The organism is Chryseobacterium sp. 7 (assembly GCF_003663845.1).
In the GTDB taxonomy this organism is placed as follows: Bacteria; Bacteroidota; Bacteroidia; order Flavobacteriales; family Weeksellaceae; genus Chryseobacterium.
The window spans coordinates 2,826,496-2,851,177 of sequence record NZ_RCCA01000001.1 but is presented as its reverse complement, the minus strand read 5'-3'; the positions used below and the strand labels follow the sequence as shown (position 1 = coordinate 2,851,177).

Annotated in this window: 25 protein-coding genes; 11 read left to right on the top strand and 14 right to left on the bottom strand. The window is 36.3% G+C overall.

All coding sequences use genetic code 11. The features are described 5' to 3' along the window. Nucleotides 1-5: 5 nt before the first annotated feature. Together CLU97_RS13200 and CLU97_RS13195 are read right to left on the bottom strand one after the other, a co-directional pair. Entirely contained in the window at nucleotides 6-1,091 is a 1,086-nt protein-coding gene (locus CLU97_RS13200; protein ID WP_121488339.1) for an efflux RND transporter periplasmic adaptor subunit, read from the bottom strand. A 107-nt stretch (nucleotides 1,092-1,198) separates the two neighbouring features. Then, on the bottom strand, nucleotides 1,199-1,699 hold the full coding sequence (locus CLU97_RS13195; RefSeq protein ID WP_121488338.1) for a hypothetical protein: 501 nt from the start codon (nucleotides 1,697-1,699) through the stop codon (nucleotides 1,199-1,201). A 150-nt stretch (nucleotides 1,700-1,849) separates the two neighbouring features. Between CLU97_RS13195 and CLU97_RS13190 the strand changes: the two genes are divergently transcribed. From CLU97_RS13190 to CLU97_RS13160, 7 genes are all read left to right on the top strand, one after another. Continuing rightward, the gene (locus CLU97_RS13190; protein WP_121488337.1) at nucleotides 1,850-2,761 is read left to right on the top strand and encodes an SDR family oxidoreductase; all 912 of its coding nucleotides are present in this window, start codon (nucleotides 1,850-1,852) and stop codon (nucleotides 2,759-2,761) included. A 198-nt stretch (nucleotides 2,762-2,959) separates the two neighbouring features. Beyond that, nucleotides 2,960-3,880 (top strand): AraC family transcriptional regulator, encoded by a 921-nt coding sequence (locus CLU97_RS13185; RefSeq protein ID WP_121489745.1) that lies wholly within the window; start codon nucleotides 2,960-2,962, stop codon nucleotides 3,878-3,880. A gap of 149 nt (nucleotides 3,881-4,029) precedes the next feature. Continuing rightward, complete coding sequence (locus tag CLU97_RS13180; protein WP_121488336.1) at nucleotides 4,030-4,593, top strand: TetR/AcrR family transcriptional regulator; 564 nt, start codon at nucleotides 4,030-4,032, stop codon at nucleotides 4,591-4,593. A 1-nt stretch (nucleotide 4,594) separates the two neighbouring features. Beyond that, on the top strand, nucleotides 4,595-6,007 hold the full coding sequence (locus CLU97_RS13175) for an MFS transporter (RefSeq protein ID WP_121488335.1): 1,413 nt from the start codon (nucleotides 4,595-4,597) through the stop codon (nucleotides 6,005-6,007). Further along, nucleotides 6,004-6,519, top strand: a complete 516-nt coding sequence (locus CLU97_RS13170; protein ID WP_317125985.1) for a methylated-DNA--[protein]-cysteine S-methyltransferase — start codon at nucleotides 6,004-6,006, stop codon at nucleotides 6,517-6,519. Before CLU97_RS13175 ends, CLU97_RS13170 begins: the two co-directional genes overlap by 4 nt. A 12-nt stretch (nucleotides 6,520-6,531) precedes the next feature. After that, on the top strand, nucleotides 6,532-7,209 hold the full coding sequence (locus tag CLU97_RS13165; protein ID WP_121488334.1) for a DNA-3-methyladenine glycosylase family protein: 678 nt from the start codon (nucleotides 6,532-6,534) through the stop codon (nucleotides 7,207-7,209). Nucleotides 7,210-7,347: 138 nt separating this feature from the next. Continuing rightward, complete coding sequence (locus CLU97_RS13160) at nucleotides 7,348-8,856, top strand: adenosine kinase (protein WP_121488333.1); 1,509 nt, start codon at nucleotides 7,348-7,350, stop codon at nucleotides 8,854-8,856. A 75-nt stretch (nucleotides 8,857-8,931) separates the two neighbouring features. Here CLU97_RS13160 and CLU97_RS13155 read toward each other — a convergent pair whose 3' ends face one another. Then, entirely contained in the window at nucleotides 8,932-10,143 is a 1,212-nt protein-coding gene (locus tag CLU97_RS13155; RefSeq protein ID WP_121488332.1) for a winged helix-turn-helix domain-containing protein, read from the bottom strand. 110 nt (nucleotides 10,144-10,253) lie between these two features. Next, nucleotides 10,254-11,201 carry a beta-1,6-N-acetylglucosaminyltransferase gene (locus CLU97_RS13150; RefSeq protein WP_121488331.1) on the bottom strand — a complete coding sequence of 316 codons (948 nt, stop codon included), beginning with the start codon at nucleotides 11,199-11,201 and terminating at the stop codon, nucleotides 10,254-10,256. Nucleotides 11,202-11,645: 444 nt separating this feature from the next. Between CLU97_RS13150 and CLU97_RS13145 the strand changes: the two genes are divergently transcribed. The 3 genes from CLU97_RS13145 (at nucleotide 11,646) to CLU97_RS13135 (ending at nucleotide 13,370) form a co-directional block, all read left to right on the top strand. Beyond that, nucleotides 11,646-12,362 (top strand): DEAD/DEAH box helicase, encoded by a 717-nt coding sequence (locus CLU97_RS13145; RefSeq protein WP_228437697.1) that lies wholly within the window; start codon nucleotides 11,646-11,648, stop codon nucleotides 12,360-12,362. 54 nt (nucleotides 12,363-12,416) lie between these two features. Further along, nucleotides 12,417-12,611, top strand: a complete 195-nt coding sequence (locus CLU97_RS13140) for a cold-shock protein (RefSeq protein ID WP_121488329.1) — start codon at nucleotides 12,417-12,419, stop codon at nucleotides 12,609-12,611. Nucleotides 12,612-12,911: 300 nt separating this feature from the next. After that, on the top strand, nucleotides 12,912-13,370 hold the full coding sequence (locus CLU97_RS13135) for a MaoC family dehydratase (RefSeq protein WP_121488328.1): 459 nt from the start codon (nucleotides 12,912-12,914) through the stop codon (nucleotides 13,368-13,370). Nucleotides 13,371-13,431: 61 nt separating this feature from the next. On the opposite strand, the gene CLU97_RS13130 is transcribed toward CLU97_RS13135, so the two are convergent. The 6 genes from CLU97_RS13130 to CLU97_RS13105 all read right to left on the bottom strand — a co-directional run bounded on the left by CLU97_RS13130 (nucleotide 13,432) and on the right by CLU97_RS13105 (nucleotide 16,943). Beyond that, nucleotides 13,432-13,917 (bottom strand): hypothetical protein, encoded by a 486-nt coding sequence (locus CLU97_RS13130; protein WP_121488327.1) that lies wholly within the window; start codon nucleotides 13,915-13,917, stop codon nucleotides 13,432-13,434. Nucleotides 13,918-14,205: 288 nt separating this feature from the next. Further along, nucleotides 14,206-14,868 carry a hypothetical protein gene (locus CLU97_RS13125; protein WP_121488326.1) on the bottom strand — a complete coding sequence of 221 codons (663 nt, stop codon included), beginning with the start codon at nucleotides 14,866-14,868 and terminating at the stop codon, nucleotides 14,206-14,208. A gap of 6 nt (nucleotides 14,869-14,874) precedes the next feature. After that, nucleotides 14,875-15,510 (bottom strand): hypothetical protein, encoded by a 636-nt coding sequence (locus CLU97_RS13120; RefSeq protein WP_121488325.1) that lies wholly within the window; start codon nucleotides 15,508-15,510, stop codon nucleotides 14,875-14,877. A gap of 10 nt (nucleotides 15,511-15,520) precedes the next feature. Continuing rightward, nucleotides 15,521-16,153 (bottom strand): hypothetical protein, encoded by a 633-nt coding sequence (locus CLU97_RS13115; RefSeq protein ID WP_121488324.1) that lies wholly within the window; start codon nucleotides 16,151-16,153, stop codon nucleotides 15,521-15,523. 53 nt (nucleotides 16,154-16,206) lie between these two features. After that, nucleotides 16,207-16,542 (bottom strand): helix-turn-helix domain-containing protein, encoded by a 336-nt coding sequence (locus CLU97_RS13110; RefSeq protein ID WP_121488323.1) that lies wholly within the window; start codon nucleotides 16,540-16,542, stop codon nucleotides 16,207-16,209. Continuing rightward, nucleotides 16,518-16,943, bottom strand: coding sequence for a helix-turn-helix domain-containing protein (locus CLU97_RS13105; protein WP_121488322.1), 426 nt, complete (start codon nucleotides 16,941-16,943; stop codon nucleotides 16,518-16,520). Before CLU97_RS13105 ends, CLU97_RS13110 begins: the two co-directional genes overlap by 25 nt. A 463-nt stretch (nucleotides 16,944-17,406) precedes the next feature. Between CLU97_RS13105 and CLU97_RS13100 the strand changes: the two genes are divergently transcribed. Then, nucleotides 17,407-18,429, top strand: a complete 1,023-nt coding sequence (locus tag CLU97_RS13100) for a helix-turn-helix domain-containing protein (RefSeq protein WP_121488321.1) — start codon at nucleotides 17,407-17,409, stop codon at nucleotides 18,427-18,429. Between the two features lie 118 nt (nucleotides 18,430-18,547). Here CLU97_RS13100 and CLU97_RS13095 read toward each other — a convergent pair whose 3' ends face one another. From CLU97_RS13095 to CLU97_RS13080, 4 genes are all read right to left on the bottom strand, one after another. Next, nucleotides 18,548-19,048: a hypothetical protein gene (locus tag CLU97_RS13095; RefSeq protein ID WP_121488320.1), complete on the bottom strand. Its 501-nt coding sequence runs from the start codon at nucleotides 19,046-19,048 to the stop codon at nucleotides 18,548-18,550. A 20-nt stretch (nucleotides 19,049-19,068) separates the two neighbouring features. Next, entirely contained in the window at nucleotides 19,069-23,061 is a 3,993-nt protein-coding gene (locus tag CLU97_RS13090) for a beta strand repeat-containing protein (RefSeq protein WP_121488319.1), read from the bottom strand. Between the two features lie 60 nt (nucleotides 23,062-23,121). Beyond that, the gene (locus CLU97_RS13085) at nucleotides 23,122-23,706 is read right to left on the bottom strand and encodes a hypothetical protein (protein WP_147436482.1); all 585 of its coding nucleotides are present in this window, start codon (nucleotides 23,704-23,706) and stop codon (nucleotides 23,122-23,124) included. Nucleotides 23,707-24,174: 468 nt separating this feature from the next. Further along, nucleotides 24,175-24,675 carry a hypothetical protein gene (locus CLU97_RS13080; RefSeq protein ID WP_121488317.1) on the bottom strand — a complete coding sequence of 167 codons (501 nt, stop codon included), beginning with the start codon at nucleotides 24,673-24,675 and terminating at the stop codon, nucleotides 24,175-24,177. Between the last annotated feature and the right edge of the window lie 7 nt (nucleotides 24,676-24,682).

Sequence of the window (24,682 nt, the reverse complement as noted above, 5' to 3'; positions counted from 1 at the left end):
TTGGGTTACTCGGCGTACAGATCCAGATTAGACATTACTTTTTCAGGGTTTTGATACTTTGAGCTGATCTTTTGGTTTTCCTGAACCATTCTAAGACCTTCCAGAAGGATTCTTTCATCCTTTCCAAGCCCTGAAGAAACTACATAAATGTGTGGTAGTTCAGCAGCAACCTTTATTTCTCTTGCATGTACTTCACCATCTTTACCGATCACATAGGCATACTTCTTTTCCAGCTCTTCAAAAGTAGCTTTCTGTGGAATCATCATGGCATTGGCATAAGGTGATGTGATGACGATATTTCCGGTTTCACCGTATCTCAAAAGTCCTTTTGGATTCGGGAAAGTAGCCCTGTAAGCGATGTTTCCTGTTTCATTATCAAAATCAGATTCAATGGTTTGTACAATACCGTCCTGGGTGAACTCTTTGCCGTTGGCCATTCTCAGGCGTACATGCATTGGACTGTTATCTTTTTTAGCATCCATCTGATTAAGATATTCAGCTTCCGGTACATTGAAGTATACCCACATTTTACTGTTATCTGAAAGTTCAGTTACCAGCTCGCCTTCATCTACAAGGCTTCCTTTTCTTACATGTAATTTTCCTACAATACCAGTAAAGGGAGCTCGAATTTCTGTGAATCTCAAATGGGTATTCATTGAAGAAAGCTCGGCCTGAGCTTTTTCATATCTTGCCTTAGCCATAGCCATTTCCTGAGGAGCAACGATGTTTTTATCGGAAAGGTTTTTGGTATTCTGATATTCGATTTCTGCATATTTGGTTTCCGCTTTGGCGCGGTTTACATCAGATTCATAAAGATTAGGCATGATTTTAAACATCAGCTGTCCTTTCTGTACAAACTGCCCTTCATCTACATAAATAGACTGGATGTATCCTTTTTCCTGTGCACGAAGCTCAATATGATTAATAGAACGGATTTGCGCAACATAATCTTTGTTAACCAAAGTATCTTTTATAAGCGGGCTTGTAACGTTGAATGACGCTGCTTCTGTTTTTTCTTTTTTTTCAGATTGACAGCCTGCAAACAAGAAAATAAGGCACAAGTTGATATACATGAGACTTTTCTTGACCATGATAAATATTGTTTTTATAATAATTTATAATTGAAAAAATAGAGTTACCAGCTCTCAAATAAGATTTGAAAGCCTAATAAAAAGTTTTCGGAAAAATTAGTATAAAATCACAGTCTGATGACCCTGTACTGGATGTACAGATCATCGTGTAAAGGTTTTAAATGTTCTGACTGAGCGAGTGAAACAGCAATTTGTCTGTTGTGAAAAGTAGTGACGAAGCCCGAAATCAAGTGCCAGAACCCATCTTTGAAAAGCGCAAGAAATTCTGTAGAACCGAATGTTTCTACATTTTCATCATTTTCGTTGTCGTTTTCAGAAAGATTTGCTCTGATTTTGTTGTAGCGGGGGTGGCTGATATTGTAAGCATCATTGGCCTCATGGTTATTGATAAACGCAAAAGAATCATCAATGCTTTTTTTCTGATGAACCAGAAGATCAGTAGTAAAGTGAAGGCCTGAAGAAATATCTGTTGAAATATACTGCTGAATTTGCCCGTAATACCAACCTAAAACGGTAAGCCACGCAAACAACAGACTGTATAAATATTGATAAAACCTTTTCCGCATCCCAGTACAAAGGTAGGCAAAGTTACCACCAGGTGCAACCATTGTAGATTAAAAAAGTGTTAAAAAGTGCCTTGTTTGATGAAAAAAATACATTTATTTTTCAGATTTTCTTTTTGACTAAGAAGAAGATAGATCCGGCGAAGTTTTCTTTAGGAGCATTCCGGAATTTTACACCAACAAAAAAATAAAAAAATGAATATTGTTTTAACAGGTTCCATCGGGAACATTGGAAAGCCGCTTACCAAAGAACTGGTAGAAAAAGGACACTCGGTAACGGTGATCAGCAGTAATGAAAAGAGAAGGGAAGCTATTGAAGCTTTAGGCGCAAAAGCCGCTATAGGCAGTATGTTTGATCCAGGTTTTCTCACCGAAACATTTACCGGAGCAGATATTGTCTATCTTATGGAAACCATGGAAGCGGCAGGTGATTTATTTGATAAAAACATTGATTTTATCGGAAAGATCAGTGAAATTGGTCATCATTACAAAACTGCTGTAGAGCGTTCAGGAGTGAAAAAAATTATCCATCTCAGCAGTATTGGAGCTCATACAGATAAAGGAACGGGGATTATTGTATTTCATCATTATGTAGAGCAGATCCTAGAGCAGCTTCCGGATGATGTTGCCATTAAATTTATTCGTCCGGTAGGTATTTATTTCAATATGTTTTCATTCATCAGCACGATCAAAAACAAAGGGGCTATTATTTCCAACTGGGGAGGAGATCGGAAAGAGTCCTGGGTTTCTCCGCTGGATATTGCAGCCGTTGTAGCAGAGGAAACTGAAAAGTCATTTGAAGGAAGAACGGTACGGTACGTAGCCAGTGATGAAGTTTCTCCTAATGAAATTGCAAAAGCTTTGGGTGATGCCATCGGAAAACCAGATCTTCAGTGGAAAGTGATTTCAGATGAAGAATTATTGAAAAACTGGCTGGAAATTGGATTTAATGAGCAGGTAGCTAAAGGTTTTGTAGAAACTCAGGCAAGTCAGGGAAGCGGAATTTTATATGAAGATTATAATCAGCATCAACCCATTTTAGGAAAGGTAAAACTGGAAGATTTTGCAAAGGAATTTGCTGCTGTTTATAAAAATGATGAAGAGTAAATATCAAACCACAAAAGTCACAAAAGTTTTTAAACATTTTAATAGGATGAAGAAAATATTCTTTCATGAAAGAAGTTTATCTAAGTTTCTAAAATGTTTAAGAATAAGCAAATTATTACTTTAACCACAAAAGTTGAAAACTACATTCAGAAGAAATGGACAGTGTTCACTGTAAAAACAATTTGTAATTTTATAGATATGGAAAAGCGGGCTGTTAAAAGAATAAAAACCATCACAGAATTTCACCGTTCAAGAGGATTACCACCTCCTGAACATCCGTTGATTAGCGTGATTGATTATAAAGAGGTAAAACGGCCCGCCGATATAGGCGAAGTCAACTGGATTCTGGATTTTTACCAGATTTCTTTAAAAATAGGAATGAACGGAAAATTAAAATACGGTCAACAGGAGTATGATTTTGATGAAGGAACGCTATTTTTTATTTCCCCGAACCAGATTTTTAGAATTGAAACAGATTCCCATGTACAGGAAAATCAATCTGGGTGGATGCTGCTGATTCATCCGGATTTTCTGTGGCATACCTCACTGGGCAAGACCATAAAGCAATATGATTTTTTTGATTATTCTGTGAATGAAGCCCTGTTTCTTTCAAAAAAAGAAGAACTTACCATTAACGGAATTATAGAAAATATTGAACAGGAATATCATTTGGTTATCGATAAATTCAGTCAGAATATTATCATTTCGCATATTGAAACACTGCTCAATTATTCCGAAAGGTTCTACGAACGCCAGTTTATCACCAGAAAAATGACCAATCATACCATTCTGGACCGTTTGGAAGTTTTGTTAGATGATTATTTAAATGATAAGGATTTGATTTTAAAAGGATTGCCTACAGTGCAGTTGGTTGCTGTTGAACTCGGGATTTCTCCCAATTATCTCAGCAGGCTTTTGAAAACGCTTACCGGGCAAAGTACCCAGCAGCTGATCCATGAAAAACTGATTGAAAAGGCAAAAGAAAAGCTTTCTACAACGGACTTATCCGTAAGTGAGATTGCCTACGAATTGGGTTTTGGGCATCCACAGTCTTTTACTAAACTGTTTAAAAATAAAACCCGGCTTTCCCCATTAGAATTCAGAACTTCTTTTCAGTAAAAAATCTGAAATAATTTTAAAAATATAAGTCCATAGCATTGATGTTATGGACTTATTTGAATAATGAAAGAAATAATCAATGAAATAAATAGAGAAAAGTTAAAACATTAAATAGACAAATCTGTCTATTTAATGCATATCTTTGTTTTATGAAACAGAGAGGTCAGGTTGTTATTGACAAAATTTTAGATACCGCAGAAAAATTATTCTACGAACAGGGGTATAGTAATACCGGAATTAATCAGATTATCAGCGAATCTGATATTGCAAAAGCTTCATTATACAAGCATTTTGAAACAAAAACAGACTTACTGATTGCCTATATTCAGCGTATGCATCAACTTTGGTTCAGCAGATTGGAAGCCAGTCTAAATGCAGTTCATGATCCAAAAGAAAAGCTATTAGCCATTTTTGATCATCATACTCAAAGGCAGGAAATCAGACAGTATGGTGGCTGCCCGTTTGTTAAAGCCAATGATGAAGCCGGAACAAGTGACCCGAGGGTTTTGGCAGAAATTCAGAAAACTAAAATTCACAGTAAAGAATTTATAAAAATGCTTGTTAAAAATTCAGACCATAAAAAGATCCTCTCAGACGAAGAATTGGCTGAAACAATTTATGTAATGCTGGAAGGTTCTATCGTTACAGCATCGGTTTTTAAAAAGCCGGACGAGATACAGTCTGCAAAGAAAATTATTCAAAAACTGATTTAAAATGAAAACTACCAATAATAAATGGCTGGAACTGATTATTGTTTTGGCTGCCCCTTTACTTTCTGTGATTGATGTATTTATTATCAATATAGCCATTCCTACTATTAAAAAAGGAATTCATGCTAACGATGGCGAAATGCAGTTTGTTATTGCCGGATATCTTTTGGGTTATGCCGCATTTCTGATTACCGGAGGAAGGGCAGGAGATCATTTTGGCAGGAAAAAAGTGTTCTTCTGGGGAATGCTGGCTTTTACAGTGGCGTCCTGTTTATGCGGATTGTCACAATCAGCATTACAATTGAATGTCACACGTTTTTTTCAGGGATTAAGTGCTTCATTTATGGTTCCGCAGACTATTGCATTCATTCAGGTGCTTTTTACAGATACAAAAGAACGGGCAAAAGCCTTTGGACTCTATGGAATTACACTGGGAACGGCTGCCGCAATTGGCCAGGTGCTCGGAGGATATTTATCAGACACCCATTGGGTGATAGAAGGCTGGAGGCTGGTTTTCTTTATTAATCTTCCCATAGGAATTATTACTCTTTGGGCAACCCATAAATATGTCACTGAAACCCCCAAACATGAAAATACAAAATTTGATTACACAGGAATTATAATTCTAACGTTTGCGCTTTTTTCCCTTATTTACCCGCTGATTCAGGGAAGGGAATCCGGATGGCCTTTGTGGAGTTTCGCACTTTTGATTCTGTCCTTTATTCTGTTTGGTATTTTTATCTATAACCAAAAAAATAAGTTGAGTAAAAACGGTAACCCTTTAATAGATGTCAGGTTATTCAAAATAAAAGACTTCAATATCGGGCTCACAGCAGTTTTGTTTCACTTTATGCTTCATACCGCCTATTTATTACTAAGTGCTGTGTATCTTCAGAACGGGCTTGGAATTTCAGCGTTGGATTCCGGATTATATTTTATTGCACCGGGAATTCTGTTTGTCGTTTCGTCTGTAATGGCATCACGTCTGATCGTAAAATACGGGAAGAGAGTATTGCAGGTAGGAGTAGTAATTCTTTTCATCGCATTTTATCTCCAGATGACGCTTTGGAAACCTGGAATCAGTACCGGATTGGTAATAGGGTTGATGGCAGTATGGGGGTTCGGAAATGGTCTTGTTCTTCCTTCATTACTGAATGTTGCCCTTAAAAATGTTCCGCCACAATATGCAGGAGGTGCGGCAGGAATATATTCTACCTTTCAGCAGACCGCTTCAGCATTAGGTGTAAGCGTGATTGGCGGAGTATTTTTCTATTTTTCGAAGGAAAGCTGGCAGACGGCCTATCACTTTGGAATTATTTGTGTACTCATCTGTCTGGCAATAGTAGGGCTGATGCTGCAAATATTACCCGCTTCTGAGCCCGTAAAAGAAAATAATCAAAAAGTTATAAAAGCATGATGGAAAATCCGATTCAATTGTTCTATAAAGATGTAAACTCGCCTGTAGGTTTAATCAGAGTTATTGCGTCTGATAAAGGTCTTGCTGCCATTATCTGGGAAAGAGAAGATTATATAAGAACAAAACTTTCTGATCCTTTAAAAAAAGATGATCATCCGATTATTGTACAAACAGAAAAGGAGCTGAAAGAATATTTTGAAAACAGCAGAACCGTTTTTACCGTACCGCTGGATTTTAAAGGAACCGATTTTCAGGTAAAAGTCTGGGAATCATTATTAAAAGTTCCATACGGAAATACAAAAACCTATGGTGAGCTGGCAAAAATTCTGGGTGATGTGAAAGCGGTTCGTGCTGTAGGCGGCGCTTTAAACAAAAATCCGATATCTATTATCGTTCCCTGCCACAGGATCATTGGAGCGTCCGGAAAACTTACAGGTTTTGCAGGAGGTTTAAAAAATAAATCCATTCTTCTGGATCTGGAAAAGGGATTTACAATGCCTTCTTTATTTTAACCCAAAATACCTATGATGAATAAAAATATTAAACATCCTGAAATAGAAGCTGAAACATTCAACTCAGAAAATTTCCATAATCTGTGTGAGCATTTAGCCCATTATGATCATGATTTAAAATCAGTTCTTGAAGCCCATGGCTATCCTCCAATGTGGACAAGAGGAAATACTTTTGAAACGCTTGTTCATATTATTCTGGAACAGCAGGTTTCATTAGCATCAGCATTGGCAGCACTGCAACAGTTAAAAGAAAAAACAAAAGAATTAACCCCGGAGCAGATCCTAAAACTCAGCGATGATGAAATGAGAGCGTGCTACGTAAGCCGTCAGAAAACAATTTATATAAGAGGGCTGGCTCAGGCGATTGTAAATGGAGAAATCAACCTTGAAAAAATAGCAGTAATGTCTAATGATGAAGTTCGGGAAACATTAATCCGGCTAAAAGGCATCGGAAACTGGACCATTGATGTCTATTTAATGTTTACACTCCAAAGAACAGATATTTTTCCTATTGGAGACCTCGCAGCTGTCAATGCATTAAAGCGTCTGAAAAAGCTTTCTCCCACAGTTACCAGAGATGAAATTCTGGAAATTACGGAACAATGGACACCTTTCCGGTCAGTAGCATCTATGATATTATGGCATTATTATCTTTCAGATCCCCGCAAAAAAACAAAGAATCATTTGTAATAGAAAAGAAATATAGGAAGGTTTTTTACAGAAAAATTAATCTTATTTTTGAAATAGCTTTATTTTGCACAATTTTTGCTGTAACAAGCTACTTTTATCGGTTAAGACATAACCGATAGTACAAACCCCACCTATATTATGATGAAAAAATACCTTATCTATATATCACTTTTGGGAGCACCCTTATTTTGGGGACAAAATAAAGTGAATGAAAAATCTGTATACCAGCAGAACCTGTCGCTGTCAGAGAAAGAAAACGAGGCGATGGCATTTGATGCTGATATACAATTATCCGATGCAGAAATGGCGTTGGACAAAAAACTATTCCAGCTCCGTAAACAGCTTCTTAGTGATACAGATGCAAAGAAAATATCTTTATATAACAGTTCTTTTAATGAATTAAAACCATTAATAGAAGGCAGCAAGCTGTTTGAAGTTCTTCAGACCATGCCAAAAGGAGGATTGCTGCATACACATAGCGGAGGAATTACAGATGTGAAATGGATTATTTCGGCAGCGAGAAAATATCAGGAATGCTATGTTTTCGATCAGAAAGATAATGACCAGTTTATTTTCGGACAGCTTGGATTTTTTGAAAAGGGAAAAGTCCCGGCCGGATTTGTAAGCCTTGAGAAAAAACTGGCTTCAACACCCGGTTTTGAAAAAGAATTACAAGATCTTCTAACACTGAAAAGAGATAGTTTATGTTCTTACACAGATTATTGGATTGAATTTGAAAAACGTTTTAAACGCATCAGTCTGCTGCTTCCATATCGTCCTTTCTTTAAAGAATATTATCTGAAAGGATTTCAGGATTTAATAAAAGACAAAGTACAGCACGTAGAAATCAGGTATATCTTTGATGAACTTTATGATTTTCAGCACGGGAAATATCCTTTGAAAACGTCCATCACGGATCTGCAGGATATTCTTAAAGAAATACACAAATCTGATCCGCAGTTCACTTTGAAATTAATCTATTCAAGTTTTAAATTCTTGGATAATGAAAGCATTGAGAAGCAGCTGGAAACGGCATTTGAAATGAAAAAAGAATTTCCGGATATGATCTCAGGTTTTGATCTTGTAGCAGATGAAGCTGCCGGGCATAACATCAGCTTTTTTGAGAAAAGCTGGACACAAATGAGTGGACTTAGTAAAAAGTACGGAGTAGAACTGCCTCTTTTCCTTCATGCCGGAGAAAGTAATTCTATCCTGAATAAAAATATTCTGGATGTTGCTCTGTTAAATAATAAAAGAATTGGTCACGGACTGAATCTTATTTACTTCCCAAAAACCATGGAACAGATCAGAAAACAGAACAAGCTGGTAGAGGTAAGTCCGATTAGTAATCAGATCTTAGGATATGTAAGTGATCTGAGAAACCACCCTGCAAGGGTTTTATTAAGCAATGGAGTGCAATGCTCGATCAGCAGTGATGATCCGTCTGTATATGGATACACAGGACTGAGCTATGATTTCTGGGTGACACAGGTCTATTGGGAACTGGGTGTGAAAGCATTAAAAAAACTGGTATTCAATTCTATTAATTACTCTTCTTTGAATGATAATGAGAAAAAGAAAGCAGTCAGTTACCTGAATCAGCAATGGAATGATTTTGTTCAGAAAACAAATCAGAAATTAAACTAAGCGGGATCATCCTGAAAAAAATAAAATCACATTATTGAAGTCAATAATGTGATTTGTCTTTTAAATAGCCACCTATTACTTTTTAAACTTTAATCCTGACAATTCTTTTTTTACACTAGCACCCAATTTTGATGGGCTTACCTTTGTAAGAACCAATGATTCACAGTTATTGAAAATGGCAAAACGCCGTAATGTTTCTACGAAAGGTTTAAGCCATAACTCAGTTTCTATCGCACTGTTTTCGATATGTAAATGAATAAGTTCCAGCTTCTTTTCTTTTCTGTGTGCTTTACAGTCAACCCTTCCGATAAACTGATCTCCAAACAAAATAGGCAGGCAGAAATAGCCGTATTGTCTTTTTTCCTTTGGTGTATAACATTCCAGGCGGAAATCAAAATCAAAGACCTGCTTGATTCTATCTCGATGAATAATAGCGTTATCAAAAGGAGACAGCAGCCAGATATTGGAATTTTTAAGATTAAATGTCTTTTCAAAGACATCATTCTGAACAAAAGCAGAAGACAATCCTTCTATTTTGACCTGAGATATTGATCCTTCTTCCAGCATAGCCTGTAAAACCTGAGTAACGTTTTTCTTTAAATCATTTCCTTTCCGAAGATGAGTGATTTGTTTTAAAGTGGTAAATCCGTAAGCTCTCAGATTGGTTTTTACCAGATATTCTGCAAGTTCAAGTGAGGTAGGCTCTGTAGTATCAATGGAAGACGGTAATACTCTCTCCGCAAGATCATACGTTTTCTGCATTCCGGAACGTCCGCTTATCATCAGATCACCCTGCATGAAAAGTCTTTCAAGAGCTAATTTAGCAGGTTTCCAGTTCCACCAGCTACCTGCTTTATGACTTTCATTTTCAAAATCTCTTGCTCTTTTAGGCCCTTCATTTCGGATGGTATCTGTTACATATTCCATCACTTTAGGATCAGCATTATAGTAACGGGATTCACCTCGTTTAATGACCAGCATTTGGGGCAAAACATACCGGAAATCCTTCATGGGAAGGTAGGAAGCAGCATGGAACCAATATTCAAATACCTTACGTTCTTCCACCAGTTCTTCCAGATAATCTGCCTGGAAATCCGGGATTCTTGTCCAAAGCGTATGATGATGAGCCCGTTCTACCATAGATAACGTATCAATCTGTATATATCCGAGGTGTTCCAAAGTATTCAAAACTGCAGTTTTTCCGGCTCCGAAAGGTGTATTTCGTGTTAATCCCTGACTTTCTAAGGTTATCAATTTTAAATGTTCCGGTGTCAGCTTTTTTTCCATATTTTTATTCGGAGAAAACAGGTTTTATGATGTTTTTTCAAATATAATGATTTAGCGCAAAAACATTGAGCGGGATCTGTTTTAAAAACTCTGGATGAGCTGGTCAAAAATCAATTGTTTTGACGATTATCCCTTTTTAGCTCCCTTTCAATTTCATTCACATAGGGAAGGGGGGTAAGATAATTTTCGTTCATGTATTTTCTGATACTTTCATCCGTTTTCTTGTTGACTTTTCTGATAAAAAGCTGATTGCCGGATTTTAAAGATTTAATATAATTAGATATACTCTGTGTTGTTTGAAAAATGGATTTCTCAAGTACCGCTCTTTTATCGTCATTGATAATAATATCATTAAATGATGTATTCATAAGGACAGTCTGAAAAAAAGATTCTGCTGGTAAAAAAGTATGGAGATAGTAATCCTCAAAATCCATTACCATTTTATTATTGGTCAGAAATGTACAGGTTTCTCTGGTGAAAATAAACCATTTTCCACCAATATAAGGTGTCACATCCTTCATAAAAGCTCTTTTGTAGATGAAAGTTGAAATAATATAGGCTAATTCCGTAAAATGGTTTTGTATTCTCTGCAGGGTATCTGGCCTGTAAAACTTCTGGTCATAGTAGAAAAGATAATTTCGGCCCTTATTGAGGGTAAGAAATTTACGGATGATATTTTGTGATTTCAGGGGATAATCTTCACCGCTTAGATTAATAAAATAATCCCATTCTTTGCTTACATTTAAAAGAAATTCCATAGCATTCAGTTCAGCCTGAACTATATTAAATCCTCCTGCAACAATATTGATACTGTCCAGAATGTAAGCATTGGGAAACTGAATGATATACTGCTGTATTTCTTCTATAAAATCAGGTTTGGCTTTTCTGTCAATATGGATAAGATAAAACTGATCCCTTGCATAGATCTTCTGAAACATGTCTTTAAATATTTCAGGCTTATGGTGTACCATAATGAAATAGGCAATTCTTACATGCGGTGTAGTTTGTGAGTCTGATGTTTGGGGGCAGGGTGCTGCTAGTGGGGAAGAAGTCTGCATGTTTCGTAGTTTAAAATCATCTGCGCTGCCAAACAATTCGGGTTATTTGCAGAAGGTACGAATATATTTTTGATTATCAGTTAATTAAATACAGTGATGTTTGTCTTTTTTTATTGTAAGTTTGCTGAACATTTATAAAAACAGGTCACTGCCTTTGCTATTCTGCATAGTTTAAAATCACATTTTTTCTTTCAGTTTGCTTTTTCAGCTACCAATTTATACTCCTGATTTCCGTAACGCGAATAAAAGATTATAAAGTTCTATTGTAGATAAGAGCGACACGTTATTGCCGGGTAATCCCTAATATCTAAAAGTATTATTGAAGCTGAAGCAAGAAAAGGATGAGCAGAAAAAGACCCTCTTTTTGTTTATCATTATAATATACCCAATCAAATTCTGATCGTCAGATTTGTTTGTAAAATACCGGAAAAACCGGAATTTATAATGAATTTTAAAAATTTAAATCTAATCAATCCCATTATCCGTGCGGTGACAGAAGCCGGATATTCCAGACCTACTGAAATACAGTATTCTGCAATTCCGCATATTCTGGCGGGAAGAGATGTTGCAGTGTCTGCGGACAGAGGTTCCGGGAAAACAGCTGCATTTGCTATGCCTATTTTGCAGCTGCTGAAAAGACAGACTCCGGATCATAAAGAAATACGGACTTTAATACTTACCCCTACCTCAGAACTGGCGATACAAATAGAAGAAGATCTTAAAATTTACAGTAAATATTTACCGTTATCTCAGCTTTCCCTATATGAAGGGGTTTCTATCGGAAGTCAGCTTGCTGCATTGAGAAAAAGGGTAGATGTTTTGGTCGCAACACCAAGAAGACTGCTTGATGTAGAAAATCTAAGACATATTGATCTTTCTAAAATTGAACTGTTCGTACTAGATGATGCAGATAAGATGCTTGATATGGGATTTATTAATGACATAAAAAAAGTATTGGATCTCATTTCCCAAAGAAGGCAAACCCTGTTTTTTTCGGCTACAATGTCTGGAAGCATAAAACATTTTGCCCAAATGATCCTCAATAATCCTGTAGAAATTATGGTGGGTCCGGTTTCTTCAGCAATAAAGACGTTGAAGCATCCGAAACTTAAAAATATTCAACCGCTCATAGGCAGTACTATATCTGTCGGAGTATCATAAATAAAATCTGTAGCGTTTACAGATCATAATACACAATTTTTAATAACAATTACTATGCAAGAAGGCACCGTAAAATTTTTCAATGAAGCAAAAGGCTTCGGTTTTATTACTCCGGCAGACGGAAGTAAAGATATATTTGTACATTCTTCAGGATTAAACACAAGATCTGTCCGTGAAAATGATAAAGTAGTTTTTGATGTACAAAAAGGAGATAAAGGTTTAAATGCTGTTAACGTAAAGTTGGCATAATAAATTTAAGCAGCGGATATCTTATGTGATATCCATATAAAGTATCATATTTATATTTTTTCTCATTAAAATCCATGATTCAGTATCTGGATATATTGTTTACAAGAACATTGATGAAATATAAATTACTTTTTATTTTCATGACGTTCATTAGCCTCTTACTTTTTGTGAGAGGTTTTTTTAAATAATTTGAAAAGAGAGGAGAACAGTGTGGTTATAAAATCTATTATACAGACTTGGTACAATTATTACAGCAGAATAACAGCTGTCATAAATATTTTAATCCTAAGGTACAGAAATATGATAATTATTAATAGTTTTAATGACTATAAGTCTCTTGAAGGGAAGATGATTGGAGAGTCTTCCTGGCACAGGATAGATCAGAATCAGATCAACAGGTTTGCAGATGCTACTTTGGATCATCAGTGGATCCATACGGATCAGGAAAAAGCTGAAAAAGAAGGTCCTTTTCACTCAACTATTGCGCATGGTTATTTAACATTATCTTTGATTCCCTATCTCTGGAAACAGATTGCAGACGTGAGAAATGTGAAAATGGAAATTAATTACGGAATAGAGAATTTTAAATTCGGAGATGCTGTTCTTGTAAATAACGATGTAAGGCTTCAGGCAACTGTACAGTCTGTAATGAATCTCAGAGGGACCGTAAAAGCAGTTGTGGAAGCTAAATTATTGATTAAAGGTCATATAAAGCCTGCTTATACCGGAGATGTTATTTTCCTTTATCACTTTTTATAAAAAAGTATCATTGCTAGCAATGATACTTTTAAGTGTAATGATTTTTAGTATGTTGTGATCTTTATTTTTTAGGGGTCAAAGAGAAATTATCTACATAAACAGCCTGATGTACACCGTTCAGTAATACTTTCAATGCCAGATGCGTATCTTTTTTGATAGAAATGGTATAGGTTTTCTTTTCTCCCGAAATTTTAGAGGCTTTAGCAATGGATGTGTAAGATTTTGCATCAGATGCATTGCCTACTGAGAAAATCTCCAGTGAAGTTTCTCCACCGTTATCCGAAATATCAAGGCTTAGAGTATAATTGCCTGCTTTTATTTCCGGAGTTACCAGATACATATTCTCTCCAGGACTGGTCATGGAATAGAAGATAATCTTTTTGTCACTTGCATAAAGCATTGCTTTTCCCCCTTGAGTGGTCCAGCATTTGTTGATGTCTTTCCATGCATCGAAATTTTCTACCAATGTGTTTACAGGTTTACACTGTGCACTTGCAGTAAGAAACCCTCCCAAAGTCACTATTCCCGCCAATATGAATTTTTTCATAAGTTATTTATATTATTAGGTAAAAATACTTAAAAAGTGTTGAATTTATTGAGTTTTCAGGTTATTTCAGGAAAATAAAAATTCTAAAAAAATAGCGAATGTTTTTTATCTGTAAAGCGAAAATTTAATATAAAGGAAATTGGGAGCTTACTCTTGGAAAGATTTTAAATTTTGACAGGATAAAAAAATCTCCGCAGTCATGAGACCTTGGAGATTCAGGGGCTGAGTAGCCTTGGATGTTGTATAGATTTTTAGAAATTGATGAACGGAAATTAATTTTTTAAATAATTAAAAACCGGAAGGCTTGCTCAGTACTTGTGCGGATCCGTTTGTACCACCCAGATCTTTGGAATCATCATTAATATTCTGTTTTGTGATTAGATATTTATAAGCCATTAAATAAAGATCAACTTTAAAACTGTTGTAAGCGCCATTCGGGTTGGTATAACGTTCTAATCTGCTATTCGTAAAATTTGCTCTGATGTGCCAGGTTCCGTTACTTTTAAAGGTATTTACATTCGGAGACCCCTGTTTGTTATCATTAACGCCGTTACTGCCATAGTCAAGAGCAACTTTTGTAGAACCATTATTAAGTTGAAATGAATAATTATGCACTACTACCAGAAATTTAGTGGCATCTATTTTAGTATCATAATCTGTAATGCCTGTGGAAGGAACTCCTGAAATGGTAAGCTTCATATAATTAAATAATCCGCTGGTTTCAAGCGCAGGATTATACAAATCCAGGGTGTTTTTAGAAGTAGCAAGGAAACGACCTCCCGTTTTATCTGGTTCACCAGGATTTCTTAAATATAAAGAATTGGTAAGGCTTGAACCGTTTACATCAAGGGTTTCTGCTGGTGTTGTGGTATTGATTCCTATTTTTGTATTTTGAGCATTAATATATATTCCTAAAAGAAATATAATTGTGCTGTAAATTACTTTTTTCATATTATTTTATTGAAGTCCTATTGGTGTGTTAGTTGAAGTTCCTGTAAATGAATCGTCTACACTTCCTGTGTAAGTTCCCCAGTCTTTAATGAGTGCTTTTTCATACACGCAAAGTGTAAGTGTCCAGGTTCCGTTCTGCGCAGAGGTTGTGCCTGCTCCCTTAAAACCTAGGTTAACAGCATTATACGTTTTTCCTCCGCTTGACACATGGGTTATTTCTGTAGAATAGGCTCCATATGATGTGACGCTTGTTGTTGTATTTACCCCCGCTGTAGCATCTGTGAAAACGGCTCCGGTAATGGCTACTACATATTTATCCGTTTCCAGGCCTGTGTTAAGGTTGACAACATCTGTCTGGCTCACATTTTTAAGTATAATAGTATATGTATTAACAGGAGCTACATTTCGAAGAGAAATATCAAGAAGCTTGACCTTTCCTACTGGTGTTGTATCTTTTGAACGCGTAAGCAGATAATAGTTACCCGTTGCATCTGAATTAGCGGTATCAATGACATAAGATTCAATAAGTGTTCCTCCCTGAACATCCAGCATCCCCTGCGGATTTTTTGTATTTATTCCCACTTGTGCGCTGGCTCCAAAATAAGTACATGTTGCAAATAAAAGTGTGGTTATTTTTTTCATCTTCTTTTTATTATTGGATTAAAGGAGCAGAAGCAGCGCCTGTTCCTGAGGTGTTAACGGTTTGCGTAGAGGTAAATTCTTTTGCATAAGCTCTGTCAAAAACCAGTAAATTGAGTGTCCAGACCCCATCAGGTAAAGAATCATCTGTTGAAAACCCTACATAATCAGCTTTGAGTTTCCATGTACCATTGGTATTGTAGGCATAAATTTCGGGTACAGGAGTAATTACAGTTGAGGTATAAGTGAATACGGGCTGCGTAAAGCCATATGAGGCAATAACAACTAAAAATTTATTTGAATTAATTTTAGTGTCATATTCATCTACCCAATCTTTGTCTGCACTATTACAAGTGATTTTGTACTGAATCAGATTAATAGGCGCCGGGGTAGTGGGTACAAAAGACTCATTATAAGAAGTGATTTTATTTTGGGGAGCGGGAGATTTAATTAAGAAAGAATAATTTTCATCTGCCCCAAGTTTTTCCAGAGGATCTTTTAAGGTCATACCTGATGTTTTCATTGTACCATTTACCGTAAGCTCTTTTTCGGGGTTGGTTGTATTGATTCCCACGTTTCCTGTGCTTTGTGCACACGCAGGAATGATAGCACCGGCGAGCAGTACTGTCAAAATAATTTTATTCATTAATGTTGTGTTAAATGTAAGATATTGTTTGCATGGAAACTAGTAAGCTGAAACTAAATTTTGAAGCAGCTTTTCCATTTTGTAATGGTGTTTCTGCTGAGTTTATAGTGGTTAGACAGCTGGGTGTTATTAAGCTTATATTTTTTCTGATATTCTAAAATCTGTATAATGGTTTCATCATCATAAGAACGCAGACGTTGGTTTTCTGAAGAGATTTCTTCAGATCCGAAAATCCTCTGATTGAGTTGAATAATATCCAAAACCCCCAGTTTTTCTTTCGAGAGTATAGATTTACATTCATCAAGTTTTTCCGGGAACTTCGCGATGAGAATATCCGTATAGATCTTTTTATAGTAAGGCTGCTCTATTTTTTGTTTTTTTCTATCCATTTGTATAAAGTAGTTTTAGGAATATTATATTCACTGATCACCTGGCTTTTGGTTTTCTTCCCGGATTCAATCATTTCCAGCATAAAATTGATAACCTCTTTGGTATAAATATTCTTCCGGAAATATGGCATCTCTGAGTTTGATTTATCTTTTTTGTTTTTTACAGCAGGTGATGCGGGAGAATAGAAAATCAGGTTTTGAGAATAGAATCTGAAGAAATCATATTCCAAAATTTTACTCCATTTCAGGAGAATTTCAGTATCCAGACTTTTAGAAGCATACATTTCCGAAATGTCCTCTTCCGTACAGTTGAAAAATTTGCAGATTCTGGGCATGGGAGTTTCACATTCCTTTACCCGCTTGTCGATCATTGAACCAATGTGTATATTCTTGAACTTCATCTAAGCAGGGATTTGAAATGGGGGTGTAACAAAGTAATTGCGAGTCTCGAAATAATGTTTTTTTATCATAAATTTTAATTTTTTTAATCCTTTGTGTGTTTAGAAAAGCATAGACATAAACCAACTTGATCGTTTGTTAAATTATCTATAATTCGTTTTTTTCGTATTTTTCGCTAAATATGATATTGGTTGATTTAAATGTTGGTTTTGTGTAATATTTGAGTTAAATAATCAACATTTATATTTGTATAATGATTTATATATGATAATTTGAAAATTGATTTATATTATCCATCATTTTGAATGTAATCATATATTATTAAATTTGTAACTTACTTTAGCAAAATTAAGAGATAAAAACAATCAAAAATTGAATGCTTCAATTGAATTTTTAAATTCATTTAATTTTATAATGATTTGATATCTAATATTTTGCGTGAGCTATTTTTTGAAATACACTAGAATGACAGATGATAAAGAATTCAGAGATCAATCTGTAGATGATCTTAAGAGAAAACTTATTTCGCAATATGTTTATCTCATGTCCGGCATATTGCTGGCTTATTCTGTTGTATTCTATTTTATTATAAAAGATGCTTTTTTTGCGGGATGTATGCTGGCCTATTGTGTTACCATGTTTTATTCCTTTATGATAATCCGGAAAAGTTATAATATTAAAGTGTTGGTGCATCTCTATATTTCTTATGCTCCTTTATTTGCCGGGTTTATCATGCTGGATTTCTGGAAATTTTCTGCTGCCACAGCCATGTGGCTTCTCCCTGTACCCCTTGGTGCTCACATTTTTCTCGGGAAAAAGTATATATACATTTATACCTTATATATTTTACTGATCATTGTGGCTGTAAGTATCCTCACCCGCTTCTTTGTATTTGATTATTTTATTTTGAATGATGTGAAAGTGATGGTAGCCTCAGATACTTTTGTAGGAGTCTCCAATATAGCTGTATTTGGTCTTTTGCTTTATTATAATGAAAAGATAAGGAAAGCTGAAATTGAAGCAAATATTTTGACTAAAATAGGGTTTCCCGAAAAAGAGGAGAATCTTAATATATCCGAAGAAGAAGCCTTCACCGAAAAAGATAAAGTAGCTTATCCCAACCTTGAAAATACAGAAAAATATAACCTCCTGTTTAATGAAATACAGGATATTGTAGAATACCAAGGCTATTATAAAGATGTAGGTTTTACCATCTCTCAATTGTCTAATATTTTGAAATCCAATAATCTGTACATATCCAAGGCCATTAAATTAAACGGATTCTCAAATTTCAGTCATTATCTTAATACCTGCAGAATAGAAAACGTGAAGAAGCTGCTTCAGGAGAATGATATCAGCAAAGTCACGCTTATGTATATCTACACAGAATCAGGATTTTCCAATCAATCCACATTTAATAGGGTATTTAAACAGATTGAAGGCGTTACTCCTTCAGAATATCTGTCCAATTTAAACATTGAAGAGTAAAAGTATATAAGACTCCAGGTTATTGCTATTTTAATGGCTTGAATTTAAAAAATGAATTCATCATAAAAAAGTCCGGCACCAAAGGTGCCGGACTCCATCATCATGATATCAAAAGTTTCTATTTCCAGAAACTCCAGTTAATTCCGTCAAAGACTGCTATTGTTTTGCTTACAGTGTCATAACAGATAGTTCCTGCCACCGGACTTTTCATATTGTTTACCGGATCACTCACTTTAGGTAAAACCAAAGCTTTGGTGGTAGATTCCAGAACCAGAACTCCCTGTGCAGGAGAACTTGCCGCTCCTATAATTACTCCACCTCCGGTTTCTGCAGAAGTATTGGGCATTGTTCCTGTAAGGCTTCCAGGATCAGATAGTGGTACCCATAAATTATTCTGTCGCATTTTTATTGTAAGATCGGTTTTATCCAGAAGAAACGTCCCGTCGGTAGCCGCTGCACCCGTAGGAAGAGCTTCTACTATAGGAAGAATAATTCCGGTTGTAGAAACAGGGAAATCCAAAATAGCATCTCCGTCTACAGAAGCTTTGCCCATGCCCACCTGTGCATTCAGGGAGGAAAGGCCGGCAAAAATAAGGGTTAATATGATTGGTTTTTTCATTTTTGATTCATTAAAAATTATTATTGGTTACAGCTTCTTACTACACAGTTCCAGCTGGTTCCGTTATAAAGCTTCATACACTTGCTTACTGTATCATAAATAAGCATTCCTTCTACAGGGTTTGCAATAGATGAACTTTGCGTACGCGTAATAACAAAACCTTTACTTTTCGATTCCAGAGCAACAGCTCCGTTAGGAATACCTTCAGGCCATCCGTTTTGTTTAGACTGAGTCGTAATCCCGATTTTGGTAATCATATTAGAAGGGGAGTTATTAGGCGCGTGTGTACAGTAAGTAAATTTCGCAAACGTGAAAAATTTACCATTCGGAATCTGAATAGCAGGAGTGGAACCACCTGTAAGACTAATATTTACAACATTGATAGTCATTGCAGCATCATCTGCATACACAAGATTGGTTGCCTGGCTGTCAGAAGTCTTAATATATAGATTCTGTGCCGTACCTGTAGACTGTACTTTCCATCTGCGCAGCATTAGGTTTTGCGCATTGTATGTAGTTGCAGCACCGTTATTCCCGGTCATAAAATAAAACTGATCATTTGTAATATCAGAATGGGCTGCACTTGTATTGGCACTTGTAAAATCATTATTGGTACTTATAGTAATAATATCTGCCGTTGCATCCTGTGATTTTGCAATTCTCTGATGTAAAGTTTCTATATCATCTCTTGCAATACCTATTACGTTATTTTGGTAGGTGCTTGCAGCCGTAGACCATACCGTTGTACTGTTAGTACTGGTATAGTTCACCGGAGAAGCAAATGCACCTAACGTTACACCGTATTTAATAGCTACATAGGATACTACCTTGTTGTAATCTGCAGCATTCAGTACAGAATTATACATAATGTTTTCAGGCATGATAATATCTACACCATCGTCAGGTCCGCCATCAGCATCTACTCCTATTACTAAATTGGTTCCGCTTTTTGCAAGGGTACCGCCGCTGCCTTTTGATACACTGTTTACCTGGTAAGCAATAGTTCCCGCTCCCGTAGCTGAAAATGTAGTAACTGCAGGAATATTTACGGTATATGCAGCAGTTCCTGCGGCACTTGGCCATGCAATAGGTGTATTGATATACGATCCAAACCATCCAGCGGAGCCACTTACTGAGTTTAAGCTTGATCCACCATGGAAACTGAACATATTTCTAAATCCTCCAAGATTGGCATTTTTATTCAGGGCAATCATAGTATAATCATCTCCTGCAGTTGCAAATGCATTGATCATACCAAGTCCTGAAGTAGATGTAGATTGTGCCACAGGATTGAAATTGATATTCATTGCTGAAGAGTTTCTGTACAATGGACCAGTAGTTTGTAATGCAATGGTATTAGGAGAAGCTGCCCCTCCAGAGAAATTTCCACCAATTGGCGATCTGTTGGGCCATGTGCTTATAGCTACGTTATCAGTAGTGTTTCCGTTAGGATTATCATCTGCTTTTATCCAAACACGTAAGTTACTGATAACCCCTCCCGGAGCCTGTGCAAAAGCTGCAAAAGTAAAAAACTGACCATTGGTAAGGGTAACATCCGCATAGTTATAAACAACTCCATTGATAGTCTGAGTGTTGGCAGACATATCAGTCACTGTATTTCCTGCTGCAAAAGTAGGATCTGAGCTGTTCTGAACCAATTTTAAATTATTCAGCCCCTGCGGCCACATTACCCTTACCGTTCCTACAGAGCCTGTATTCTGAACCTTCCAGACAGAAGCGAAACGGTAATTAGCCCCGGCTATTCCAGAAATAGTTACTGAAGGTGCTTTTGCCAGCCCGTTATCACCCCACATTACAGAATTATAGTCGGAAGTGAAGCTGTTAGTATTAAGTAAGTTTGTATTAGCTAGTGCCCCTGCAATTCCTATAGTAACCTGCGGGCCGCTATTTACACTCATTGACTGTTTCTGATTCAATGCGGAGGCATCGTCTCTTTCAATTCCGGCAATGTTCTGGTTATATGCAACATTGGTTGTTCCATTCCATATCACTGTTCCCGCTGAATTAAGATAATCCAGAGGCGTTGTCTGATCTAATGTCATTCCATATTTCACTGCCAGATAACTGTTAATTTTCTGGATATCAGTGTTATTGTTGACATAGGTATTGTAGCTGATTATTTCAGGTAAACTTCCCTGGAAATATTCTCCACCGTTAGCCCCCCCAACGTAAATATTAGCTCCGATAGCCGATATATTAGTGTTTCCGGTTCTTATATTCTGGAAAGCACCGTTAAACATATTGAATATCTGGCCGCCTGCATTCAGATTATTAAATCCTGATGATATAATATAAGGAGTGTTGGCTGCAACAGTTTTAGAGGCATGATAACCATTATCCTGGAATGAAGTTCCATCAAGGTCCATTCCAAATGAAGTTCCCCTCCATTCAAAAGTAGGGTTATCACCACTGGATGTATGCATTTCCAATACGGTTCGGCTGCCGGTTGTACTGGTAGAGTTTCCTAAGTAAAAAGATGTAATTGGATTAGTTGTTCCAAATATGGTAGAACTTCCATTAGGAAGAGCCATTTCCTGGTTGTTAGCAAAATTAATCCCCGGATTAAAGTTCATATAGTTACTCACAAAACCAGGTTGTTTTGCTGCAGTTGCTTGTGTTGCAGACAATCCAGCTACAGACTGGTTATTCCAGTTTGTAACAGCAGTTCCTGAAGTTGTTACTCCCAAATCTGATTTGAGCCAAAGCCTAAGGCCTGACAAAACCCCTCCCGGAGCCTGTACAAAAGCAGCCAGGGTAAAAAACTGTCCGTCTGCCAGCGAAACATCCGCATAGTTGTAAACAACCCCGTTGATGGTCTGCGTATTAGCCGACATATCAGTTATTGTATTTCCTGAAGCAAAAGTAGGGTCTGAGCTGTTCTGAACCAATTTTAAATTATTCAGTCCTTGCGGCCACATTATTCTTACCGTTCCTACAGAACCTGTGTTCTGAACTTTCCAGACAGAGCCGAAAATAGAATTAACCCCCGGAATGTTGGTAACAAATGTTGTAGGTGCTTTGGCCAGTCCGTTATCTCCAACGACCAGTGACTGCATGTTTGTTAATGTTCCGGTATTGGCGGTATTGGTATTGGCCATTCCTGTAAGCCCTATCAAAAGCTGCTGCCCGGAATTAACACTCATCGACTGCTTTTGATACAAAGCCGAATTATCATCTCTTGCAATACCTGCTATATTGTTGCTATATGCACTGTTTGTTGTGGAACTCCAAAAGGTTGTAGTTCCGTCAGAAGCAATATAATCACCGGATTTTGTAATTCCATATTTCAGAGAAAGATAGCTTTCTATCTGAGGACGTTCCAAGGTCTTTGTTGTATTGTAAATCACGATTTCAGCGATATCGGCATTCACAAAATTATTAAGTCCCTGACCTCCTACCCAGAAAGACTGTGTGCCTGCGGCAACTGTAGCATTCCCATTTGAGAAGGTAGATGATTTGAATTGGCCATTCACATAGACGTTTATTGAATTTGAGGTTCCATTTGCTGATTGTAATCTGATTTCATTGACTACAGGAGCTGTGGTACCTACACTACGGTTTGTAATAAGCATACCCGCATTGGAATTTCCGCCGACATTCCATGTTCCTCCAAAACCATTAGAATGATTGTATAAGGGATTTAAAGTACTTCCTACCTGTCTGTATATTATATATTGTGATGACTGATAAGGAGTTGCTGAACTTACTGTTACATTTTGTGGAACATTTGCTGCTGCTAAGCGGTCATCTACACCATCAAATCTTACCGAAGGATTGAAGTTAATCTGACTGGTATTATAAGCAGGCAAAGTAGTAGTTCCCTGTTGAATAAGATCATAAGTTCCCGGAGAAGCACTGTTATTCCATTGATTTACGGTTCCTGACGAAGAATTAACCCCTGCATCAGCTTTATACCATAGTTGAGGTGTAATTCCACCTGGGGTTTGAGCGTTTGTGAAAATGGATATACTGGCCGTTAACAATATACCCATTAAGATATTATTTTTTTTCACCTTAAGTTATTTTGAATTTAATTTTAATACATGTTCGTTTTAAATCAGTTCAAAAGGTGGGGGACGTGTTTTATATTGAAATAAATAAGAATCTTTACAAAAGAAAAAATTCTTTCGGATTATTTTATTGTTATCATTATTTAAATATCCGTATGGAAGTTTAAATATTTTATTACTAATTGAATAGATTGGGTGATCATGGAAAGTTACCGAAGCAGAGATTGCTTCTCCTTTCTGATAATTCAAAAAGAAATTATCGGGAGAAGGTGTTATGAATTGAATAGGTTCAGATTTAGGCTCTGTTTTTATCTTTTTTTCAGAAATATTAGCAGCCCATGAATTTTTTATCTTTTTCGGAAGAGGTTTAGATTTTTTATTACATGCAACGTTTTCCGTTTTATTTGAAACAATGTGATCTTCTTTAAAGTTTTTTAATCTTTGCTCATTTACTATACCTGAATCAGTGACATATACTATTGTATTTTCACGGATGGTAATTTCAGTACCTTCCTGGTAATAAAGCTTCTGTGCATTAATTTTAGAAATAAAGAAAAAGAGAAACAACAGCATGGAAGCCCTTTTATAAAAGGACAAAATGGACTTCTGCTGTTGTAAGGGTTTCATCAATGTGTTCTTAATATTTTAAGCCCAAAAACTAGGCTCAATAAATTCTATTCTAAAGGAGGGATATGGAAGGATTATTTTTTTGTTCCGGATCTATGAATCTAACGTCTATAACTTTTAGATATTCAATGCTTTGAGGTTTAAAATTTTCCTTCAGCGAAATTAGCAGTTATAAGCAATCAAAAAAAAAGAGCTTAAGTGTAATTTTAAATTTGGCTTATATGTATCAATGTAGTGATAATCAATATTTTATATAAATTAATTTGAAAAAAGCTGTTAAATTTTCCTGATGTTGTATTTACTAAGAAGGGTACCAATATATAGCTGAATAAATTACCTGTCAATAAATACATTAATCACTTGAATAAAGTGGAGCTATTCGTAGTGATCAGAAAATGATTTTGTCATGGAAATAAAAATCCCGGCACCTTTGGTGCCGGGATCCACAACTATAATCTCATGAGCTTTTTATTTCCAAAAACTCCACTTCAATCCGTCAAATACAGCCATTGTTTTACTTACGGTGTCATAACACATAGTTCCTGCCACCGGACTTTTCATGTTGGCTACAGGATCATTCACTTTGGGTAAAACTAATGCTTTATTATTAGCTTCCAATACAAGTACTCCCTGAGCGGGTGAGCTTGCGGCACCAATAATAATACCGCCTCCCTGTTCAGCTGAAGTATTAGGCATTGTACCAGTAAGGTTGCCGGAATCTGATAAAGGTACCCACAAATTATTCTGGCGCATTTTTATCGTAATATCATTTTTATCCAGTAAAAATGTTCCGTTGGTTGCCGCAGCTCCTGTTGGAAGCGTTTCTACAATCGGGAGAATAATACCTGTGTTAGATAGAGGGAAATCCAGAATAGCATCTCCGTCTACAGAAGCCTTACCCATGCCCACCTGGGATTTCAGGGAAGAAAGGCCGGCCAAAACAAGCGCTAATATGATTACTTTTTTCATTTTTGAT

Coding starts and splice junctions, on each gene's coding strand:
- CLU97_RS13110 (WP_121488323.1), bottom strand. CDS start 16,542: ATGGATAGAAAAAAACAAAAAATAGAGCAGCCTTACTATAAAAAGATC.
- CLU97_RS13115 (WP_121488324.1), bottom strand. CDS start 16,153: ATGAATAAAATTATTTTGACAGTACTGCTCGCCGGTGCTATCATTCCT.
- CLU97_RS13120 (WP_121488325.1), bottom strand. CDS start 15,510: ATGAAAAAAATAACCACACTTTTATTTGCAACATGTACTTATTTTGGA.
- CLU97_RS13080 (WP_121488317.1), bottom strand. CDS start 24,675: ATGAAAAAAGTAATCATATTAGCGCTTGTTTTGGCCGGCCTTTCTTCC.
- CLU97_RS13170 (WP_317125985.1), top strand. CDS start 6,004: ATGATGGAAAATCCGATTCAATTGTTCTATAAAGATGTAAACTCGCCT.
- CLU97_RS13185 (WP_121489745.1), top strand. CDS start 2,960: ATGGAAAAGCGGGCTGTTAAAAGAATAAAAACCATCACAGAATTTCAC.
- CLU97_RS13135 (WP_121488328.1), top strand. CDS start 12,912: ATGATAATTATTAATAGTTTTAATGACTATAAGTCTCTTGAAGGGAAG.
- CLU97_RS13180 (WP_121488336.1), top strand. CDS start 4,030: ATGAAACAGAGAGGTCAGGTTGTTATTGACAAAATTTTAGATACCGCA.
- CLU97_RS13085 (WP_147436482.1), bottom strand. CDS start 23,706: ATGAAACCCTTACAACAGCAGAAGTCCATTTTGTCCTTTTATAAAAGG.
- CLU97_RS13090 (WP_121488319.1), bottom strand. CDS start 23,061: ATGGGTATATTGTTAACGGCCAGTATATCCATTTTCACAAACGCTCAA.
- CLU97_RS13195 (WP_121488338.1), bottom strand. CDS start 1,699: ATGGTTGCACCTGGTGGTAACTTTGCCTACCTTTGTACTGGGATGCGG.
- CLU97_RS13125 (WP_121488326.1), bottom strand. CDS start 14,868: ATGAAAAAAGTAATTTACAGCACAATTATATTTCTTTTAGGAATATAT.
- CLU97_RS13140 (WP_121488329.1), top strand. CDS start 12,417: ATGCAAGAAGGCACCGTAAAATTTTTCAATGAAGCAAAAGGCTTCGGT.
- CLU97_RS13190 (WP_121488337.1), top strand. CDS start 1,850: ATGAATATTGTTTTAACAGGTTCCATCGGGAACATTGGAAAGCCGCTT.
- CLU97_RS13200 (WP_121488339.1), bottom strand. CDS start 1,091: ATGGTCAAGAAAAGTCTCATGTATATCAACTTGTGCCTTATTTTCTTG.
- CLU97_RS13130 (WP_121488327.1), bottom strand. CDS start 13,917: ATGAAAAAATTCATATTGGCGGGAATAGTGACTTTGGGAGGGTTTCTT.
- CLU97_RS13155 (WP_121488332.1), bottom strand. CDS start 10,143: ATGGAAAAAAAGCTGACACCGGAACATTTAAAATTGATAACCTTAGAA.
- CLU97_RS13095 (WP_121488320.1), bottom strand. CDS start 19,048: ATGAAAAAACCAATCATATTAACCCTTATTTTTGCCGGCCTTTCCTCC.
- CLU97_RS13175 (WP_121488335.1), top strand. CDS start 4,595: ATGAAAACTACCAATAATAAATGGCTGGAACTGATTATTGTTTTGGCT.
- CLU97_RS13160 (WP_121488333.1), top strand. CDS start 7,348: ATGATGAAAAAATACCTTATCTATATATCACTTTTGGGAGCACCCTTA.
- CLU97_RS13165 (WP_121488334.1), top strand. CDS start 6,532: ATGATGAATAAAAATATTAAACATCCTGAAATAGAAGCTGAAACATTC.
- CLU97_RS13150 (WP_121488331.1), bottom strand. CDS start 11,201: ATGCAGACTTCTTCCCCACTAGCAGCACCCTGCCCCCAAACATCAGAC.
- CLU97_RS13105 (WP_121488322.1), bottom strand. CDS start 16,943: ATGAAGTTCAAGAATATACACATTGGTTCAATGATCGACAAGCGGGTA.
- CLU97_RS13100 (WP_121488321.1), top strand. CDS start 17,407: ATGACAGATGATAAAGAATTCAGAGATCAATCTGTAGATGATCTTAAG.
- CLU97_RS13145 (WP_228437697.1), top strand. CDS start 11,646: ATGAATTTTAAAAATTTAAATCTAATCAATCCCATTATCCGTGCGGTG.